At 50.6% G+C, this 18271-nt stretch carries 21 protein-coding genes; 7 read left to right on the plus strand and 14 right to left on the minus strand.

Features of this window, described 5'->3' with window-relative positions:
- Nucleotides 1-218: 218 nt before the first annotated feature.
- The 3 genes from RW114_RS16725 to RW114_RS16735 are packed head-to-tail and all read right to left on the minus strand — an operon-like array spanning nt 219 to nt 2984.
- Nucleotides 219-461 (minus strand): FcoT family thioesterase, encoded by a 243-nt coding sequence (locus tag RW114_RS16725; protein ID WP_340123903.1) that lies wholly within the window; start codon nt 459-461, stop codon nt 219-221.
- Nucleotides 458-1363, minus strand: coding sequence for a TauD/TfdA dioxygenase family protein (locus RW114_RS16730; RefSeq protein WP_340123904.1), 906 nt, complete (start codon nt 1361-1363; stop codon nt 458-460). The genes RW114_RS16725 and RW114_RS16730 overlap by 4 nt, the downstream gene beginning before the upstream one ends.
- A 31-nt stretch (nt 1364-1394) precedes the next feature.
- Nucleotides 1395-2984, minus strand: a complete 1590-nt coding sequence (locus RW114_RS16735; RefSeq protein WP_340123905.1) for a fatty acid--CoA ligase — start codon at nt 2982-2984, stop codon at nt 1395-1397.
- A 788-nt stretch (nt 2985-3772) separates the two neighbouring features.
- On the opposite strand from RW114_RS16735, the gene RW114_RS16740 reads away from it, so the two are divergent.
- Both RW114_RS16740 and RW114_RS16745 read left to right on the plus strand, forming a co-directional pair.
- The gene (locus RW114_RS16740) at nt 3773-4798 is read left to right on the plus strand and encodes an HlyD family secretion protein (protein ID WP_340123906.1); all 1026 of its coding nucleotides are present in this window, start codon (nt 3773-3775) and stop codon (nt 4796-4798) included.
- Between the two features lie 6 nt (nt 4799-4804).
- Nucleotides 4805-6433, plus strand: coding sequence for a DHA2 family efflux MFS transporter permease subunit (locus RW114_RS16745; RefSeq protein WP_340123907.1), 1629 nt, complete (start codon nt 4805-4807; stop codon nt 6431-6433).
- 264 nt (nt 6434-6697) lie between these two features.
- On the opposite strand, the gene RW114_RS16750 is transcribed toward RW114_RS16745, so the two are convergent.
- From RW114_RS16750 to RW114_RS16785, 8 genes are all read right to left on the minus strand, one after another.
- Nucleotides 6698-7108: an ExbD/TolR family protein gene (locus tag RW114_RS16750; protein WP_340123908.1), complete on the minus strand. Its 411-nt coding sequence runs from the start codon at nt 7106-7108 to the stop codon at nt 6698-6700.
- A gap of 2 nt (nt 7109-7110) precedes the next feature.
- Nucleotides 7111-7767 carry a MotA/TolQ/ExbB proton channel family protein gene (locus tag RW114_RS16755; RefSeq protein WP_340123909.1) on the minus strand — a complete coding sequence of 219 codons (657 nt, stop codon included), beginning with the start codon at nt 7765-7767 and terminating at the stop codon, nt 7111-7113.
- Between the two features lie 13 nt (nt 7768-7780).
- Nucleotides 7781-8560: an energy transducer TonB gene (locus tag RW114_RS16760; RefSeq protein WP_340123910.1), complete on the minus strand. Its 780-nt coding sequence runs from the start codon at nt 8558-8560 to the stop codon at nt 7781-7783.
- A 19-nt stretch (nt 8561-8579) separates the two neighbouring features.
- Nucleotides 8580-8846 carry a hypothetical protein gene (locus tag RW114_RS16765; protein ID WP_340123911.1) on the minus strand — a complete coding sequence of 89 codons (267 nt, stop codon included), beginning with the start codon at nt 8844-8846 and terminating at the stop codon, nt 8580-8582.
- Nucleotides 8847-9328: 482 nt separating this feature from the next.
- Entirely contained in the window at nt 9329-10072 is a 744-nt protein-coding gene (locus RW114_RS16770; protein WP_340123912.1) for a DUF72 domain-containing protein, read from the minus strand.
- A gap of 2 nt (nt 10073-10074) precedes the next feature.
- Nucleotides 10075-11505, minus strand: coding sequence for an RtcB family protein (locus RW114_RS16775; protein WP_340123913.1), 1431 nt, complete (start codon nt 11503-11505; stop codon nt 10075-10077).
- 159 nt (nt 11506-11664) lie between these two features.
- Nucleotides 11665-12099, minus strand: coding sequence for an archease (locus RW114_RS16780; RefSeq protein WP_340123914.1), 435 nt, complete (start codon nt 12097-12099; stop codon nt 11665-11667).
- 26 nt (nt 12100-12125) lie between these two features.
- Nucleotides 12126-13328: an NrdH-redoxin gene (locus tag RW114_RS16785; protein ID WP_340123915.1), complete on the minus strand. Its 1203-nt coding sequence runs from the start codon at nt 13326-13328 to the stop codon at nt 12126-12128.
- Nucleotides 13329-13601: 273 nt separating this feature from the next.
- Between RW114_RS16785 and RW114_RS16790 the strand changes: the two genes are divergently transcribed.
- From RW114_RS16790 to RW114_RS16805, 4 genes are all read left to right on the plus strand, one after another.
- A complete protein-coding gene (locus tag RW114_RS16790; protein WP_340123916.1) occupies nt 13602-14105 on the plus strand; it encodes a DUF1269 domain-containing protein in 504 nt (167 codons plus the stop codon).
- A 105-nt stretch (nt 14106-14210) separates the two neighbouring features.
- On the plus strand, nt 14211-14510 hold the full coding sequence (locus RW114_RS16795) for an inorganic phosphate transporter (protein ID WP_340123917.1): 300 nt from the start codon (nt 14211-14213) through the stop codon (nt 14508-14510).
- Between the two features lie 279 nt (nt 14511-14789).
- Complete coding sequence (locus tag RW114_RS16800) at nt 14790-15434, plus strand: DUF3047 domain-containing protein (protein WP_340123918.1); 645 nt, start codon at nt 14790-14792, stop codon at nt 15432-15434.
- Between the two features lie 3 nt (nt 15435-15437).
- A complete protein-coding gene (locus RW114_RS16805; RefSeq protein WP_340123919.1) occupies nt 15438-15677 on the plus strand; it encodes a hypothetical protein in 240 nt (79 codons plus the stop codon).
- A gap of 9 nt (nt 15678-15686) precedes the next feature.
- Here the strand turns inward: RW114_RS16805 and RW114_RS16810 are convergent, their stop codons facing one another.
- The gene (locus RW114_RS16810; RefSeq protein ID WP_340123920.1) at nt 15687-16025 is read right to left on the minus strand and encodes a hypothetical protein; all 339 of its coding nucleotides are present in this window, start codon (nt 16023-16025) and stop codon (nt 15687-15689) included.
- A 210-nt stretch (nt 16026-16235) separates the two neighbouring features.
- Here RW114_RS16810 and RW114_RS16815 point away from each other — a divergent pair, with 210 nt between their 5' ends.
- Nucleotides 16236-16655 (plus strand): low affinity iron permease family protein, encoded by a 420-nt coding sequence (locus RW114_RS16815; RefSeq protein ID WP_340123921.1) that lies wholly within the window; start codon nt 16236-16238, stop codon nt 16653-16655.
- 155 nt (nt 16656-16810) lie between these two features.
- Here RW114_RS16815 and RW114_RS16820 read toward each other — a convergent pair whose 3' ends face one another.
- Both RW114_RS16820 and RW114_RS16825 read right to left on the minus strand, forming a co-directional pair.
- Entirely contained in the window at nt 16811-17101 is a 291-nt protein-coding gene (locus tag RW114_RS16820) for a DUF190 domain-containing protein (protein WP_340123922.1), read from the minus strand.
- 197 nt (nt 17102-17298) lie between these two features.
- A complete protein-coding gene (locus RW114_RS16825) occupies nt 17299-18033 on the minus strand; it encodes a hypothetical protein (protein WP_340123923.1) in 735 nt (244 codons plus the stop codon).
- Nucleotides 18034-18271 lie beyond the last annotated feature (238 nt).

An 18271-nucleotide genomic window follows, 5' to 3' on the forward strand; every position in this document is an offset into this window, starting at 1 on the left:
CGTAGGATGAACATAAATGAGGTCGTTTTATTCGTATAATCAGTGGCTTATAGGCTAGCATTATACAGTAAAACAAGGCTTCGTTCGACAATAAGTTATTGTTTTTTAATGGGTAAATGAATTATTTTGGGATGCATTGACGTGTATTAAGAGTTGCTAAAAATTTTCGAAATTTTTTCCACTTTCTAAAATTCTTGCTCCTGAAAAACTGGGAAACTTCAGATATTGTATTCAACGGCATTAAAATGCCCGGTGTCGTCGATATAGCAAGACTCGGGTATTGAGAATTCTCCATTCATGATCAAGCTTTGCGGATCAAGGCTTTCCGACTGCTGAAACCAGGCGTGTTTTAGATAACGACTGTGGCTGTAATAAGGTTCTAACACCTTATTTATAAAACCATCGTCAATATCTGAAACACTGATGCTGTCCTGAGAATTGACCATTCTTAATGTATTCATTGGTTAATCCCTACATAAAATGGTAATTCGTCGTAGATGCCAATGCGGTACATTCTGCTTTTTTCGCCAGACTTGGCCTTAGAGCCTTTATGGATCAACGGGCGGTTGTCCCAGATAATCAAATCGCCGTCTTCCCAGATATGCGTATGTACGTACTTCGGTTGTTCGACGAAGGCGAACAAGGCTTTCATCACCCGTTCGTTTTCTTCATGGGACAGTCCTACCAGTCCGCTGGTAAAACCGCTGCTGATGTAGAGTATTTTTTCGCCGGTCACTGGATGTTCAATTACGGCAGGGTGGGCCATCGGCGGGCATTCAGCTTTGAAGTTCTCGATAATTTCTTCAATCGAACGGTCGATGTCACACGCCTGTACTTTGTAGCGCGGCCAGGCTTCCTGCATTGCCATCGCGCCATCCACATAACGTCTCAAATCATCGGGGAGTTCGCGGTAGACGCGAGCCATGTCGATGTATGAAGTTTCCCGAGCCGATTTAGGGAAGAATATAGGGCGTACTGAGGTAAAGGACAAAGGATGTTTCTCGAAGGAGCAATCCGTATGCCAGTAGCGGCCTGTGCCGGAAACGCCGAATTTTTGGCCGTCTTCATTGAGGTTGTTGGAAACGAAAATCTCGGGATAGTCGGGGTGATGATAATTCGCTTGAAAATAAACTTGAGGCCGGCCTACCGCATTGGCGAAGTTGACTTGTTCCTGTTCGGTTATGTCGTATTGGCCGCGAATGACGACCACTTTATTCTCGTAGATCAGTTGCCGGAGCATTTCCATTTCGGGAGAGTCCTTGGTAAATGTCGTAACATCCCAACCCCTCACCTCGGCGCCAATTTTTCCTGGCGCCGCCTCGGTGATGGATACTTTTTCTTTTTCTAATACTGCTGCATTCATGATTTATTATTCCTGTGCTCTAGATGGTGAATTAACTAACCTGTCTGTCCTGGTCTTGCCAAAACGGCGCTCTCAACACCCGTTTAAGGACTTTGCCGCTCGGATTTCTCGGTAAGGCATCGACAAACGTTATGGATTTAGGCACTTTGAAATCCTCGATTCGGCTTCTGGCGAAATCGATCAACTCGCGTTGCTTGATAACGCCGCCTTGCCGCGGCACGACAAAGGCTTTTACGACTTCCCCCCACATCTCGTCGGGGATCCCAATGACAGCGACTTCGGCTACCGCCTCATGTTCGCTAAGTACGGCTTCAATTTCGGCGGGGAACAGGTTTTCTCCCGCGTAGATGATCATGTCTTTGATCCTGTCGCAGACATAAACGTAGCCATCCCCATCCATGTAGCCTACGTCGCCGGTTCGCACCCAACCACCGTCCAGTGTTTGTCCGGTAGCGGAGTCGTTCTTCCAATAGCCCAGCATATTGCTGGGTGATTTAATGCAAATTTCGCCGTTGCGCATCGCCGGCAACGTCCGGCCTTGTCCATCAACGATTTTGACTTCGACGCCGGGCAAGGGTCTGCCGGCAGCTTTCATTCTTGGGCTGCCCGCCGGGCAATGATCGGCGGGGCGTAAACACACCGCCATATTGCCGGTCTCGGTCAGGCCGTATATCTGGAAGAATTCGCAGGCGAAGGTGTCCATAGCCTTGCGTAACAGCGGCGGGGAGATCGGCGAGCCGCCATAGACCAGTCCCTTGAATGACGAAAAATCGGTTTGCGAACAGCTAGGTTCTGCCAGCATCAGTTGGATCATCGATGGCACCAGCACGGCTTTGGTAACTTTGTGCCGCTCGATTAGCTGTAAAGCCTGCCAGGCGACGAAGGTGTCGACGATGACGCCGGCAGCGCCGACCGCATAACCTTGCATGGCCCACCAGAGCCCGCCTATGTGAAATTGCGGCAGCGATAACAACAACGTATCGGTCGGATTCAGCGACATCCATGGATCGCCGGCCGCCAGCATGCCTTGCATCAGCCTGAAAAAACTGTAGTTCGCGAGTTTTACGCCTTTCGGCCGCCCCGTAGTGCCGCTGGAATACATTTGCACGGCAACATCGTCGGCGCAGTATTCGCAAGCGGGTGGAGTGGCCGGTTTCGCGGTTTTCCAGTCCTCGTAGGCCGACCAGTTAGGATGCGAACCGTCCAAGGCGACTATCGTCCGGATAGTGATCAGTTGCGAAACCAGGGACTCCACTAGCGGGAAAAACTCCTGCGCCACGAACAGTACTTCGGTTTCGCTGTCGTTCAGGATATAAAGTATCTCGGGAGTGGCCAGCCGCCAATTCAGGTCAACCAACACCGCTTTGATCTTGGCGCAGCCGAACAGAATCTCATAGTGAGCAACGGTGTCTTTACCGAGTATTGCTACCCTGGAGCCGGACTTAACGCCGGCTGCGGTCAATCCGTGGCTGACTTGATTGCTGCTTAGATCGAGTTGCAGAAACGTTCGTCGATTGTCGCCCGATAGGAAGGCAACGGCATCCGGCCGCACTTCGGCTTGTTGGATACACATCTCGGCAAGGGTCTGAAACTCATTGGATTTCGTGGTGTCAAAAGTCATTCTTATCGGCCCTTACTTGTGGGAAATGGATACTGCTTATCTTGGTACAGCAATTGCTGTGCCAGTCGATAATGCAACCTGGGTTCTCCAGGCGAAAAAACAAGCCGCGGTCCAGGTTTAGCGGGACTTGGATCGATTTTAAGCAGTCCCGCCCGAGCCTGAGTTGCGCAATTTTCTTCAGAAAATTTTTTGCGTATCCATTGATTTCTAGCCGATAGTTATGTTATATGCCGCACTTGTTTTGCGGGATTTGACTGATTGATTAATCACGCCTGTAAAAACAACAAGTTATGATGGGGCTAGCGTTTTGTATTGTGTTATATGACCTGATTCGCAAATGACGAGGTCTGTAATGCAACCATATCCGCTTCGGGTACCCGAAGACCCGTCGTCAACGAAGCTTTACTATAAGGTATCGATACACGCCGCTTGTATCCCCTAACGTGTCTTGAGATTTGCACGCGTTGACTGATTTAATACCGAAAAGTTTCCATATTCTCCGATTATTTTCAAGGCCGGAATTAACAACCGCATCTCGGTTTGTCAGTTCCTGGATGTTCGCAAAGACTGGCGCAGTATTTGCATGATTATTGCGTTATCGGGTAAGAGCCCAGCTTGTCCGTTGGTCCAGAAAGCCATCGCTCTTAAAAAGGACTGTACTGGGTGCCAGCGGCTTGATCCGCTTAATTGCCGAATAACTACCGTCGACCTGGGCATCCGTTTATCGGGTTTGACAGACTTCTATTTTTTGAACTAAACCATACCATTTGATAAGGCAACGAAAAAACATGCGCTTCTCCCTTTCTCCGAGAACAATCCTGATCCTTTTAATATTTACATTGGCGATGGCGGCCGGAATCATGTACTGGCTCAAGGAGATTCGCCCCTTCGAGACGACCGACAACACCTATCTCAAGTCGCACCTGAGCCTGATCAGCCCCAAGGAGACGGGCTACGTCAAGGAGGTACTATTCGAGGACAATCAGAAGGTGATGCCGGGCGATTTGCTCGTTGTCATCGACGACCATGATTTCCAGGCCAAGGTCGCCCAGGCAGATGCGCAAGTCTTGATGGAAACGGCGCACATCCATACGCTGGAAACCGAAAAACGCACGCAGAGCGCCAGGATCAGTCAGGAAGAAGCCAACATCGCCGTCGCGGAGGCCGATCTGGAACGTGCCGCGAAAGATACGAAACGTTTCGATAACTTGGCTTCGGAGGGGGCAGTTTCGGTACAAGCCCGCGATGCCGCCGAATCCACCCATAAGCAGGCGGCTGCCCGGCGGGATCAAACTCGTTCGGCGCGGCTGGAAGCGGAGAGCGAACTGGCATCCAGGGAGGCCCGGATCGACGAGACCCGGGCCAGGCTGAAGGCGGCCCAGTCCGCGCTGGAACTGGCTCGCATCAACCTGATGAACACTCACATTGTAGCGCCCATCGCCGGCATCATGGGCAATCGCAGTGTGCAGGTGGGGCAACTGGTCAAACCCGGCAGCGTGCTGTCATACCTGATTCCGACCGATGGAGTGTTCGTGGAAGCAAATTTCAAGGAGACCCAGATCGGACGCATGCAACCGGGACAGCCGGTGGACATCCTGATCGATGCTTATCCCGACAGCCGGTTCGAAGGGACGGTAGACAGCTTCGCGCCGGCTTCGGGTTCCGAATTCAGCCTGTTGCCGGCGGAGAACGCAACCGGTAACTTCACCAAGATTGTGCGGCGCGTTCCGGTGAAGATCCGGTTCAGGCCCGGCACCGACTTGAGCCGTCTGAAGCCGGGGCTTTCCACGGTGGTCAAGGTCAGGGTCGGGTAGGCTGCCATGGCATCGGTAATAAAGTCCGCCTCGCCCCAGCCGCCAGCCCTCAGCAGAACGCCACCCGAGATCGCGGCCGCGAACGACGCTACCGAGAAGACGGTCAGCCCCCAGCAATGGATTGGTTTTTTCGCCATGGTATTCGGGATGTTCCTGGCGGTCCTGGATATCCAGATTGTCGCCAGTTCCCTGGAACAGATCCAGGCCGCACTCTCGGCGACACGGGACGAGATCACCTGGGTGCAGACCTCCTATCTGGTGGCGGAAGTGGCGATCATTCCCTTGTCAGGCTGGCTCGGACGGGCGCTGTCTATGCGCTACCTGTTCGCCCTATCCTGCGGCGGCTTTACCGTGATGAGCCTGTTGTGCGCGCTCGCCTGGGACCTGCCGTCCATGGTGGCGTTCCGCGCCCTCCAGGGATTTTTCGGAGGGGCGATGATCCCATCGGTATTCGCCGTGACTTACACGTTGTTCCCGCGCCGTCTTCAGCCCACGATGACAATCGTCGTCGCCATGGTAGTAACGGTCGCGCCCACGGCGGGTCCAGTGCTGGGCGGCTATCTCACCGAGATGGCGTCCTGGAAGGCGCTGTTCCTGATCAATCTGGTGCCGGGAATACTGGCGACCGTGATCACCGGGCTGTTTCTGCGTGTGGACGACCCGGACTGGGCCTTGCTGAAGCAGATCGACTTCCGCGGCATCCTGTATATCGTCGTATTCCTTGGGAGCCTGGTATTCGTGCTGGAAGAGGGCGTACGCGAAGAATGGTTCGAAAGCCGCGAGATCGTGTTCTTCAGCCTGGTCGCGACAGCTGCCGGCATCGCGATGTTCCATCGGGAGCTGACCATCGAACACCCGATCGTGGACCTGTGGGCATTCCGCAATCGCAATTTCGCCATAGGTTGCTTATTCAGCTTCATTCTCGGCATCGGGCTTTACTCCATTATCTACTTGATGCCGATCTACCTGGCCACCGTCAAGGGTCTGAACAGCCTACAGATCGGCCAGTACATCATGGTCACCGGACTGTTTCAGTTCGCATCCGCTTTCGTCGTTGGCCGGATCGCCAAAAAGCTGGGGCCACGCCTGACGTTGGCCTTGGGGCTGTTTGGCTTCGGCCTGGGAACCTTGATGAACGGGAATTTGAACCATGAAGCAGGTTTCTGGGAATTCTTCTGGCCGCAGGCGATCCGGGGCTTCTCCCTGATGTTCTGTTTCCTGCCTATCAATTACATGACCTTCGGCACACTACCGCCGGAAGAAGTGAAAAACGCCAGCGGGCTGTACAATCTCATGCGAAACCTGGGTGGAGCCATTGGCCTGGCACTCACCAACACTCTCATGATTAGGCTGAACAAGGAACATTACGCCGTATTGCGCGAGGCAGTGAAGCCCGGTTCGACAACGACGCAAGCCCTGTTGGGCGGCTTACAGGAACGGTTTAGTGATGCGTCGTTGCCGGACAGCGATCTGGCCGCGCTGAAGCAGCTTTACCGTCTGGTGTTGCGCGAAGCGGATGTGCTTACGATCAATACCATGTTCAATATTCTGGCTCTGATTTTCTTCCTGTCATTATTGCTGATACCGTGGATTAGAATTGCGCCGGCGGCTGGCGACGGGGGCGGCCGGCGTTGATGCGTCACCACATCGATTTCCCTGCTCATTGTGAACAGCGCTTCAAACGCGCTTGTCTCGCAGGAAGTCAGGTAATCAATTCGATAGCCGGATACAAAAAATAACTGCGGCCAACTCAGGGAGACATCAATATCCGCTTGCGAGCGCTCCGAATCCCTTTATGCCGCGTCGGCTTTTAGATCATGATTATGGTTAAGTACATCCTGCACCCATGCGGTGAGCGTGCGCAAGACCGCTGCCGTTTTATCGGCAGCGGTACAAACCTTATTGCTCCACAGTCACAAAGGCTATTTTGGCAATTCCGTCGTGTTGAACGGTCGCCATCACTTCGGCAACCTTTGAATAAACAACGTCTTGATCGGCGTATAAATGCAGACCGATTTCAGGATTTTTCAAAAGTTCATCCTTCAAAGCCGTTTCCAGGGCAGCCAGATTGACCAACGGCAGTTTGTTCAGCGTGATCAGCCCTTGGGCATCGATGCCTAGCTGTAGCGGTTGTTCTTTAACATCCGCTGTGGTTGCGGCGGTTTTCGGCAAGGTCACATGCACCGATTGCGTGAGCAGCGGCGCAGTCACCAGTAAAATAATCACCAACACCAGCATCACATCGACCAGCGGCGTGACATTAATCTCGCTCATCGCGCCTTCGTCTTCCGATTGCGGTTTAAAAGCCATGTTTATACCTTGTCCGTATTTAAGGCGATATGCAGAAAACTGGTGACAAAGTTTTCCAAGCCGGTGCGTTGCTGCTTGACCCGGCGTAGGAAAAAGTTATACGCCAACACTGCAGGTACGGCGACGGCGATACCGATTGCGGTGGCGACCAGCGCATCGCCGATCGGGCCGGCCACTACATCCAGGCTGGTCGAGCCGCTGGCGGTAATCTCATGCATCGCGTGCATGATGCCCAACACCGTGCCGAACAGGCCGACGAACGGCGCAGTGCTGCCGATGCTGGCGAGCAGTGTCAGGCCGCTTTCCATCAGGTGTTGCTCCTTCTGCATTTGCACCAGCAGCGAGTATTCCAGCAATTCAGCCGGAGAACCGATATATTTAAGGTGCTTACCGGCAGCTTGTTGGCTTTCGTTCAGCCAGGCAAAACCCTGCTGCGCGATGCGAGCCTGCGGACCTATCGCGGTATCTACGGGCACCGATTCCGCTTGCGCCAGATCGGATGCATCCCAGAATGCCTGATTAAAGCGCCGGTTACGATAGCTATTATTGGTGAACTCCCAGATTTTATACAGAATCACCGTCCAGGTGGCCACCGAGAAAGCCAGCAGGGTATACAAGGTACCGTCGATGATAATTTTCGGCTCGATATGGTAGGGCATTTAGGTTTCCTTTTTAGTTATTCAAAACAAAATTAATGGGTACGACGACCGAACTAGCCACTGCCGTGTCGCCCCGCTTGGCCGGAATAAATTTCCATTTTTCGACCGCTTCGATAGCAGCCTCGTCGAGCGAGTCGTAGCCGCTGCTGCGTTGCAAGGTGACCTCCTCGCTATCGCCTTCGACGGATACTTTCACCAGCAGGTGCACAGTGCCCTCCCAGCCGCGGCTGGTGGCAATACCGGGGTATTTCGGTTTGGGATTGGAGCCGTAATTGGCATTGAAATTCGCCTCGGTAAAGGGTGCGGTCTCTGCCGTTGTCTTGCTTGACGTATTCGCGGTAGCGCTAGTCGCTACGGGAGCCGGTGCCGATTCGGCAGTCGATGGCGCAGGCAATATTTCATTGACTAAAGCCTGCGGTTTTGGCAGCTCCATTTGTTTGCGGATAACCGGCTGCTTTTTCTTGACCGGTTTTTTAACAGGCTGTTTTTTCGGCTCCACCGGTTTAGGTTGTGCAATCGGCGCAGCTGCAGCTTGCTGGCTCGGTGCGGAAACCAGCGATACTTCCATTATCATCGGTTGAGCCTTGGTGATGGCTTCTGCCGGTTGCAGCACCCAGATAGCGGCCCATAGATGCAGTAACAACACCAACGTTAATAACAAACCGCCCATCGAAAGCGGTTTTTCCTGGCCTGTTGAGGCTTGAAACAACGAGTACATTTTTTGCGGAGTCGGCATTGCAGCGCCGTCCAGAGGCGTTAACGCACCACCTTCATGGCTATTAAATAAATACATAGGAAATATTGTCTTGCTATCAAAGCACATGTTCGGGCGGACGGCTTAACAGCGCCATCAACCGCTCAAGTTTTTCATCGATTTTAGCCACATAATCTTTAAGTTGAACCAGTTCGCCTTGAAGATCATGGGTATTTTCATGAACATGCTGAAAATGCACCTGAAAATATCGGGGTAGAGGAAACAAATCAATTAAATCGTCATCTTTATTCATCATGCGATCGTTAGCTATTTTTGCTGGAATCTTTACATTCTTAGACTTTTGTACCAGTTTTAATGTTTTCATATCTCCGTCCTCACTTCCTTAGTTTATTTTTGCAGTAGTCTTTAAGCTTAAAAACAAAATAAACACTATAAATCCTCATGCGGACTTTCTCGGTTAATAAGCAGTGTTATCCTGCAAACAAGCCTTCAAGCATCATGACCACGTTCGCTACTTATAGCATTTAACTGAACAACCGATTCTGAGGGGAAAAACAACAAATAATTTCCGAGCTTTCTACAGTAGACGTTTCAGCGGCAAGAAACCCTCACCTATCAATGAAAATATGTAAAAAATATTCGGCGTACTATCCCTTTGCCCGCCATTCAGCTCAGTTCAATCATGTTATAAATTCCTTTGGTTTTTTAACATGATTGAATATTTCATCTATCGATAAGGAACGGTTGATGAATAAGCCACAGCTGATCGAAGCGACGAAAACGGGCGACCTTAATCGGGTGCATGCCTTGATTGAATGCAGGACGTGAAGGCGCTGGCATGCTCATCTACAGACCTATGAGACCTTGCAAGACCAAGGCATTAAAAGGTGCGGCGCATTCGGCGTCATTGTCGAAATAAACATGTACGTCCTTACCCTGCTTATTCCATTGGGCGATGCGCTCGGCCCAATAGGCCAGTTCGGATTTGCTGTAGGAAGAGGCGTAAGTTCGTGCGTGTCCATGCAGGCGAATGTAAACCAGGTTTGAAGTGACGCAATCCCACATCGGCCAGGTTTCGGCGTCCGACAGGCAAACGGCGATATTGGCTTTAGCCAGCCTATCCGCTGTTTCATCATCAAACCAGGACTCGTGTCTGAATTCTATGCAGTGGCGAGTTTCAGTCCATTGTTGCAGGGCGTCGATAAAGCCTTGCAACCGGGGCAAATCCTTTTTCAATAGGCCGGGCAGCTGCCACAACACCACGGTCAGTTTTTCACCCAGCGCTTCGGCGTGGTTTTTCTCGATCAGTATTGACGGTTTTGGATCGAGCAGTTTTTTATTATGCGTCAAGTAGCGATTGGCTTTTATTGCGAACCTGAATGTTGCCGGGGTTTCGTTAAACCATTTTTCAAAAGTGGCGGGGCTTTGCAGACGATAAAAAGTGCCGTTAACTTCCACCGCAGAAAAGCGTTCTGCGTAGAATTTCAGCCAGTCTTTTCGTGCGACGCTGGTGTAAAAACGGTCTTGCCAGTGCTGGTAACTCCAGCCGCTGGTACCGATATAAAGGGAAGACCCACTTTCATCTTTCACCTTTAGCCTTTGATACAAATCACCGGCTCCAGCCTAGCGACTTTCCGGGCTAATCCGGCCCGGTCGGCAATATCCACTACCGCACTGACATCCTTATAAGCCAAGGGCGCTTCTTCGGCCACGCCGCGCATCGACGGACTGCGAATAATGATGCCTCGCGCGGCCAACTCTTCGACCAGCGATCTGCCTTGCCATTGCTTGCTGGCCTGTGTGCGGCTCATCGCCCGCCCCGCGCCATGACAGGCCGAGCTGAACGCGCGCTGTTCGCTTTCTTTGGTGCCGCACAACACATAAGAACTGGTGCCCATCGAGCCGCCGATCAGCACCGGCTGGCCGGTCTCTTTGAATACGGCCGGCAAATCGGGATGGCCGGGGCCGAAAGCGCGGGTCGCGCCTTTGCGGTGTACGTACAGCGCTTTTTTCTGGCCGTCAATCATGTGCTGCTCGAGCTTGCAGGTGTTATGCGAGACATCGTATAGCAAACCGAGGTGGATGCCTGGAAATATCGTTGCGACAGCCTGCCGGGTCAGATGGGTGATAATCTGGCGATTGGCCAATGCACAGTTGATGCCTGCCCGCATCGCGCCCAGATAGTGCTTTCCTAAGGGGGAGTTTAATGGCGCGCAGGCCAGTTCGCGGTCCGGCAACACGATCTGGTATTGGGCCGCCGACATCGCCATTTCTTTTAAAAATTCGGTGCCGATCTGATGGCCCAGACCTCTGGAGCCGCAATGAATTGTGATCACCACGTCATCAACCCGCAAGCCGAAAGTTTTGGCGACAGCCGGGTCGAAAATTTCCGCGACCCGCTGCACTTCCAGATAATGATTGCCGGAACCCAAGGTACCCATTTCATCTTTTTGTCGCTCTCTGGCTCTCGGAGAAACATAGTGGGGCTCGGCACCGGCCATGCAGCCGTGTTCTTCGATGCGTTCCAGATCCTGCGCCTCGCCATAGCCCTGATCGAGCGCCCATTTTGCGCCGCCGGTCAGCATGCCGTGCATATTCTCATGATTCAAATGTATCTTGCCTCTGCTGCCGAGACCGGCGGGAACCTTGCGGTATAACGCATCGGCCAGCGCCTGTTTGTGCGGTTGCAGCTCGGCAATATTAAGGCCGGTAAGCAAGGTGCGAACGCCGCAGGAAATATCGAAACCGACGCCGCCTGCCGAGACCACTCCGCCTTGATCGGGATCGAAAGCGGCGACGCCGCCGATCGGAAAACCGTAACCCCAGTGTGCGTCGGGCATTGCATAAGCAGCTTCAACAATACCCGGCAAGGTCGCGACATTGGTGAGCTGCTCGTAAACTTTCTGGTCCATATCCTGCAGCAATTGTGCATCGGCATAAATAATCGCCGGAACGCGCATGGCTCCTTTAGGCTGAATTTCCCAACAGGTTTCGTCCCGTTGTATGAATTGACTGGTATCCATTGATTCTCTCCTTTAATCTAAAAACGGCAATTGATCCACGAAAAGCGCAAAAAGCACGGAAATTCCAAGCGGGGCGGGGTTCTGCAACCCCGCTTCTATCGTTTCCGTGATGCCCAAGCAATGATGCCTCATCCGGCTTGGATCGGGGTAATTCAACCTCTAAACATCGACAACACATTGGGCAACCCATGTTCCATCAGCTTGCTGATAGACATGCAGCTCGGTAAAAGTAGCGCCTTTGATTTCCACGGCGGGTTGGTGTTTTTGCCGGTCGACGGCTACACCAAAGGCGGTTGCCGATAATGTGTCGTTTTTAATAGAAACTTGATAACGCTTGAACAATAATCCATGTACAGACATTTGATAAACCAACTCGTTGATCCAGTTGACGAACAGCAACTCGGTATCTGGCGCTTCGCAATGAATGGAAACGACTTTTGATGCCGTAACCAAGTCAGGATCGGTAACCACGGCGGTCATCGCGACGGCGGCTTGTTCGAACGCCTGCTCCAGCGTCGGCGCAATGCCGCGTATGCCGATGTCCGCTTGGTGCTCAAAATGTTCCCAATGGGGTGTTGTCGGTTTGCTGTTCAATGGCAGGCCTCGTTCTATGAAATAGGTCAGAAAGGATTTAACAGTAAATAGATGGCAATCCCCATCATAGTCAGACCGCTGATTAATTTGAGCCAGCGGCCTTCTTTTTCCTGTAGTCGTCGCTGGCTCAGCGTGATGATGCCAATGGTCAAAATAATAACGTCATCGAACATATAAGCCAGATTGTACAGTAGCAAATAACCGTAATAACTGATGCTATCCAATTGTTTCAACGTCAGGATCCGGGTGTACAGCATCGGAAAACCGGAGGTGCACATGAATTCGACAATCTGTACCAAAATGGCCAACACAAATGCCCCAATCAGCGCACCGGTAAGGTTCTTCGCCTGAAGTATTTGCCGGATCCGGGCATATATATCCGGTTTGGCGGTATCGGGAATCGACAAGGACACGCCTAACCCGAAAAATCCGAAGTCCTTGAGATTAATCAGGCCGACCAGCAAGGCAATGCCCGCAATGGCGATTTCTGAAAGTCGGGATAGACCGATCAGCAAGAACAGGTTGAGCCAAGCCGCCATGAACATGAAATAAACCAGACCTTCGACAGCGACAAAGGTTCCGGCGATGGCGAACATCCGCATCCGGTCTTTCATCGATGCGAGCAACGAAATCATCAGCACCAACACCCATAGGGAACAAGGGTTGAAACCGTCCAGTAGGCCGATTGCCAGCGTGAACAGCGGTAAACCGATCTCGTCAAGCGACAATCTGTGGCCGAAAAAATCGATGTATTGCTCTGTCTCACAGGACAAAGCGGCTTTCGTTTCGCAACTGCCGGAATTATCCTGAATGTTCGCTGTTGGGATTTTGGTCAGCGCGCTACGGATAAGCTGGTCGGTACCGGCTTCTTTTGAATAACCGAAGATCAATTGTCCGCCGACCTGAAAAGCGGGAACCCTTAGGGTCTTTATACCCTGGCTTTTAGCAAGATGCTGTAATCGCTCCAGTGCGGCGGGCTCTTGAATGACGTCATGAATAATGATGCTCAACGTCGGTTGTTCGCGTTTGAGGGCCAGCAAAAACACCTCTGCGTCAGCGCAGTGTGGGCAACCCTGTTGCACGAAGACCTCAATATCGGCAGATTCGTCGGTTTTTGTCGGCAAAGCGCTTGTTGTCCCGGCGAATGCCATCGAGCTCAAGCCAAAGGTTGAGAACCATACGAAAACAAAAAACCATCGGGTAATAAACAAGCCGGTTATCGATTTCAAGGCTACCCTCCTCAAGCTTCCAATTTTATTTTGAATTCTCTATTAAGCAATATTATGAAGTCGGCAAAAATATTTAGATTAGAGTTGTAGCGGGATATTAAGGATATACTATCAATGAGTCGAAATAAATACGTAGTTTAACTTATTGAAACGCAATGAAATAAATCTATTATACTTATATCGGTTTACCCGAGAATCCATAATAGGCAAATTAACATAAGCTCTCATTGGACTTCATCGTCAATGTGAATATCATCAAAAGAGGAGAACGCCATGAGAAGAATCTATTTTTTAGTTCCCAATATTGCTATCACCCATAAAATCGTCGAAGAGCTCCAAGCTGAGGGCATAGAAGAGCGCCATATTCATATCCTGGCGAAAAGGGACACGCCGCTTGAAGGACTCCCCGAAGCCGGGGTAAGCATAAAAACCGACTTTCTTCCCGCAGTTGAGCGAGGAGTTGCATTAGGCGGCACCACGGGATTGTTGGCAGGCTTAATTGGTTTGCGCTTTGCGGGGTTTGCCATTGCGGGCGGGCCGCTTTTGGGGATCATTATAGCAAGTGCAACCATCGGCTCTCTGATGGGTGGTTTAGCGGGAATGAATTCGGGCAACTCAAGGTTAAAACAGTTTACAGAAGCCATCGAGCAGGGCGAACTTCTGGTTCTGATTGATATTCCCAAGGACCGCATAGAGGCCATCAGGAAATTGGTAATAAAACATCATCCTGATGCGGAGTTTGAGGGCATCGAACCGATTCTTCCGCCGTCTTACTAATAAACCATTACGCCTCTCAGTCCCACGGTCTGAATATTTTTTGTAAGGTTTATTGCTCTCCTAACGACTTACGGCAATATTGTAGACCGACAAAGGAGAGCTGCAATGATTACAAGCGTCTTATTCATTACCGTCTGTTTTCTGGCCTATGCCAACGGCGCCAACGACAACTTTAAAGGTGCGGCGACTTTATTCGGCAGCGGCACGGCAAATTACCGGCTGGCTTTAAGCTGGGCAACGCTGACGACGCTGGCCGGTTCGATTTGTGCACTGTTTTTGACTCAAACCTTGATGGTCAAATTCTCCGGCAAAGGCCTGGCGCCTGATGCGCTGATTCAATCGCTGCCGTTCATGATTGCGGTAGCCGGTGGCGCGGGGATGACAGTAATTCTGGCGACGCGCTAACGTCAGGCTCAGCGCAAACTGTTTGTGGGGCTATGCTGAATGCGGATGATGGATCAACCGATAATGCCATTGCTGTATTGGAGGAGCCTGCAAGCACAAGGCTGTCAGGTTGTTCCACGCATAAGCATAAGGGTTGGTTAAACACAGACAGTTTATGTTGAAGTCGATACAGCAGCAGCGCCGCCAACAACAGCGCGGCAAACGGACTTAATAGCGGGTGATGAGCCGATCAGTCCTACAATTGACGTGGTTCAATTGCGAAGGGATTTGAGCGTAAACATGAAAATAGTGTTTATCGTATTTTTGATGGCTTTACCGGTGCAGCATCTTGCTGCCGAACCCCAACTACCGCTTGGCGAATTTAGCCGCAACCGTTTGGATGGCTGGGAGCGCAAGCGTTTTAAAGGCGAAACCCGTTACCAGTTGCAAACCCTGGAAGGCGTCGTGGCGCTAAAAGCTGACAGCCAAGCCGCAGCTTCAGGATTATTCAAGGAACAGCGCATCGATCTGGAACAGACCCCTATGCTGAATTGGTCCTGGCGCATTGCAAATCGCTTGAACGGACTGAATGAGCAAAGTAAGGCCGGTGACGATTATGCCGCCCGTATTTATGTCGTGGTCAAGGGCGGCCTAGCGTTTTGGCAGACCAAGGCAATTAATTATGTCTGGGCGAGCAATACATCAAAAGATAAAGTCTGGCCTAATGCCTTTGCCGGCGACCATGCGATGATGACGGCAGTGCGTGGCCCGGAAGCGGCGCTGAACGTTTGGTACAGCGAAAAGCGCAATGTCCGCGCCGATCTGCAAAAGCTGTTCGGCGAAGACGTGCGCACTATCGATGCGGTTGCGCTGATGACCGATACCGATAACAGCGGCAGACAAGTTTCCGCCTTTTACGGCGATATTTGGTTTTCCAAGGATTAATACATGCACGGCACCCAACCGCTGCTGGCAGGCGGCGATTTTCTTGCCATTTTCCGCAAACCGCTGGAAATCCAGCAAGTCAATCTCGGCTATTTGCACAACTCAGGTGCTGGCGCTTGCCGAAGATGCAATCTTCATACTCTTGATTTAACCGGCGGCGCCCCGGAAATGCGTCCGCATTTTCATTGTATGGTATGCGGTTCCCTCCATTTTCACCGAATTGGCTTTTTGGTTCAGCACTAACAGCATAGGTTAGGCGTTATTTTCTTTATTGCCAGTTTGTATGTCGCGGTACAGGAAGCATTGGAATTGCCGAGATAGTGAGCGCCGATACGCTGACGATGTTGCTAAATTCATTTCTAGTGCCGCAGTCGGCCTGCTTTGGATGGCAGTTTCACGGTATTCGGCTTTGGACTGTCTGCGCTGCTCGTGGTCACAGGCACGCTGGCACTGCGGCGCATCCGATAATCGCCAGATGGAATTGGTTCCACGCAGAGCTTCCTTTACTTTCGATTTTGATCGTTTCAGAATATCTCGGCAGTTTTGGATATAAGTAATCGAACTAAAGTTTTCGGGTATTTTGGAGTGCAAGCTCTGCTTGCAAAGCAGGCAAAGCCTGCACTCCGGCTTTAAACAAGAGCTGGAAACTTATATTCAGATACTTAGTTTTGAAAAACAGTATGACTGAGTTTTCCGAGCCTACACCCATCAACCCGTAATTAAAACCAATGGAGCACATCACATGAATAGCCATTCACTCGTGGAGTTTTTAAAAAGCTGATCCTCGATTTTTTAAATAACATGGAGAAAGCCGCCTACTGGAATACCAAGTTCGACCATTTCGCCCGATTATTCAGTCATTTGTCCGGAAGGCCTTTTGCTTTCAATGTTGCCATAGGCGTAATTCTGGTCTGGTTTATCAGCGGCCCCCTTTTCGGTTTTAGTGATACTTGGCAGCTGATCGTCAATACCGCAACGACCATCATTACCTTTCTGATGGTGTTCCTGATTCAGCACACCCAAAACCGGGATACGGAAGCTATGCAAGTAAAATTGGATGAATTGATTCGGGCTTTTGAAGGCGCCAATAATGCACTGCTCGATTTAGAAGAAATAGAAGAGGAAGAACTCACATTGTTGCGTCAACATTACATAGCATTGGCGAAAGAAGCCAGAGAGGCAAAGAAAGAAGCGGATAAGTCCAAGCGAGCCACTTACTAAAGACTGTTGAACAACCTGTTTGGAAAAAATAAACGTGATTTCCGGACTTTTTAAGGTTTCAAAAAAGTCCGGTAGCGATCAAAGATCTCTGGTATGGCTAGTCGCCGACCAGCTCACGACATGAGATAAACCCATGTGGGTTTGAAAATGATTGATTACGCTCTCTCAGCCCGTTCAGGCAAGTCGTAAAACTCAATGATCAACGGTAAGTCCAGGGACAAGTCCAGTAGGCGGCTGGTCCGAATTTCGTCGTCCGGGCCAAAACCCATAATGCCTTGCAATACCGTAACGCCTGAGACTTTCTCTTCGTTGTGCAAAAAGTCCATGATCTTGGTGAGCAGATGTTCGCCTTCCCGAAGATAAATCCTTACTACCGTAATAGATTGAGCCCGGTAGGGGGCGCATCGCGCCCCGTTTACAAACACCAAAAGTCGGGTTGCTTTCAAAGCATTCCAACGGACAATTCATTTCAAGAATCAAAATGCCCAGTACGCTTGGGCTCCGAAATGGGGCACGATGCGCCCCATTTCGGGCTGGTGTATTGAATTGCACAATGCAAGACATGGAACCTTTTGTGCTTAGGGCTCACACGCAGCAAACTAGTAGCGTAGCGAAGAGTTTGACGTCGTTGTGTAGCCCATTGTTATGTTGTTTTATATTCAAGTTCATGAATAAACTCGTGATTTCTAACCTCGATCGACTTCATTTCCTGACCCAATAGCCCTTCCCAGCGCTTATACAGTGCAACCCTCAAGTTATCATAGAGGTCCTGCGGACACAGAAAGCCGGGATCTCGATGCCCCTCCACCCACACGAGCAAATCATTTCTTATTGCCGGGTGTGTAGCCATTAGATTTAGAGTAAGAAAGAGTACTGAGTTAATTGAACTAAAGTCGTCTCGCTTGAATGTCTCAGCAAAGATCCAGTTAATACGACTTGGATCTACCGCCGTATTCTCATCGTTAACTAGAATCAGAAGACCGTGTGCAGATTCCACCTTCAATTCCCTTTTTGTTTCGCGGATTTGCCTATTCGCTTTCCTCATCGCACCTCTGATTGGCTTGCGGTAAAGCTCTGCTATTTCTTTGGTGCATTTCGGTGACAACTGATCGGTAGTTATCTTGCGAGTTCCAAATATCACGATCCTGGATTCTGCCAAATACTTATGAATTATTAACTTCGTTTTTTCTTGAAGAGCGTTGTCCGTGGTCTTGTCTTCCGAGAGACACTTTAGCTCAGCGACAACATTGTATTTCTCAAACAGATAATCTGCATTATCAAAGGATGGCGACCCTTGAAAAAGTTCGCTGACTTTGATACCACCAATGGACTTAACGCAGGCATCGATTTCAGCTTCTGTATTGATACGCGAGTCCATCTTCAAACATAACGTAAAGTAAACCCCTAAAAAGGTGTATATTACTCGATGTTCAAGTTTTTAAATTTTTTGCAGCCTGATTCTTGGAAAATTATCCAGCAGCACGGTACTGTAGCGAAACCGTCGGCCCTAAACGCCCCAAATCCCTCCCAACCATATGTTTTCCAGAAGGCATTAACTGAAAAACCTCATCAATAAGTCCAGCCAATTCTTTGAGCTTAGCCGCAGGATTCTTATC

The sequence above is a fragment of the Methylobacter svalbardensis genome (assembly GCF_037671525.1).
Lineage (GTDB): Bacteria > Pseudomonadota > Gammaproteobacteria > Methylococcales > Methylomonadaceae > Methylobacter_A > Methylobacter_A svalbardensis.